The 1,760-nt window shown below is 44.0% G+C and carries 1 pseudogene; it reads right to left on the minus strand.

Annotation, left to right across the window (positions count from 1 at the left end):
• Window positions 1-299 precede the first annotated feature (299 nt).
• Window positions 300-1,760: pseudogene (locus HMPREF2979_RS10550) on the minus strand (hypothetical protein); the annotation flags it as partial.

Genomic DNA, 1,760 nt, shown 5'->3' on the forward strand with positions numbered 1-1,760 from the left:
ATCTCACAAAGTGAATCCGCTTCAACAAGTGCATCTTTGAGTACCGTGAAATCTGAGAGTATTTCAAGTTCCTTGAGTGAGTCCTTGAAGACCAGCGTTTCACAAAGTCAGTCAGCATCAACGAGTGCTTCTTTGAGTACTGTGAAATCGGCGAGTGTCTCGAGTTCCTTGAGTGAGTCCTTGAAGACAAGTCTCTCACAAAGTCAGTCTGCTTCAGAAAGTTTATCTTTGAGTACTGTGAAGTCGGCTAGCGTCTCAAGCTCTCTGAGTGAGTCTTTGAAGACTAGCGTTTCACAAAGTCAGTCGGCCTCAACGAGCGCGTCTTTGAGTACTGTGAAATCAGCGAGTGTTTCAAGCTCTTTGAGTGAGTCCTTGAAGACGAGCGTTTCGCAAAGTGAATCCGCTTCAACAAGTGCGTCTTTGAGTACTGTGAAGTCAGCGAGTATCTCAAGTTCCTTGAGTGAGTCCTTGAAGACTAGTGTCTCACAAAGTGAATCCGCTTCAACAAGTGTTTCTTTGAGTGCTGAGAAATCGGCGAGCATTTCAAGTTCCTTGAGTGAATCCGCTTCAACAAGTGCGTCTTTGAGTACCGTGAAATCTGAGAGCGTTTCAACCTCCTTGAGTGAATCCTTGAAGACGAGTGTCTCACAAAGTGAATCCGCCTCAACGAGTGCGTCTTTGAGTACTGAGAAATCGGCGAGTGTTTCAAGTTCCTTGAGTGAGTCCTTGAAGACAAGTGTCTCACAAAGTGAGTCCGCTTCAACGAGTGTGTCTTTGAGTACCGTTAAGTCAGCGAGTGTTTCAAGTTCCTTGAGTGAGTCCGCTTCAACAAGCTCGTCTGTGTCAGAATCACAATCCGTTTCAAACTCAGAATCAGCTTCAGAAAGTGCGTCGGTATCTGAATCACAGTCAGCTTCAACGTCAGAATCAGCGTCAGTAAGTGAATCAATCTCAGAATCACAGTCTGTATCTAATTCAGAATCAGCTTCAGAAAGTGAGTCAGTTTCTGAATCACAATCAGTCTCAAATTCCGAATCAGTCTCAGAAAGTGCATCAGTTTCAGCCTCACAATCCGTTTCAAACTCAGAATCAGCTTCAGAAAGTGCGTCAGTATCTGAATCACAATCAGTCTCAAATTCCGAATCAGTCTCAGAAAGTGCATCAGTTTCAGAATCACAGTCTGCTTCAAACTCCGAATCAGCGTCAGTAAGTGAATCAATTTCAGAATCACAATCAGTGTCAAACTCAGAGTCAGCATCAGTAAGTGAGTCAGTATCAGAATCACAGTCAGTCTCAAACTCCGAATCCGCTTCAGAGAGTGCCTCAGTTTCAGAATCACAGTCTGTTTCAACTTCCGAGTCAGCGTCAGTAAGTGAGTCAGTTTCAGAATCACAATCAGTCTCAAATTCCGAATCCGCTTCAGAAAGTGCATCTGTGTCTGAGTCGCAATCAGTTTCAAACTCCGAGTCAGCTTCAGTAAGTGAATCAGTGTCTGAATCACAGTCTGTATCTAATTCAGAATCATCTTCAGAAAGTGCGTCAGTGTCTGAGTCACAATCTGCTTCAACTTCCGAGTCGGCTTCAGAAAGTGCGTCAGTTTCAGAATCACAGTCTGTTTCAAACTCCGAATCATCTTCAGAGAGTGCATCTGTATCAGAGTCACAGTCAGTGTCTAACTCAGAATCAGCATCAGAGAGTGCGTCAGTTTCTGAATCACAATCAATGTCAAACTCCGAGTCAGCGTCAGTAAGTGAATCAAT

Origin of the sequence: Streptococcus sp. HMSC078H12 (genome assembly GCF_001814615.1) — a bacterium.
GTDB classification, from domain to species: domain Bacteria; phylum Bacillota; class Bacilli; order Lactobacillales; family Streptococcaceae; genus Streptococcus; species Streptococcus salivarius_F.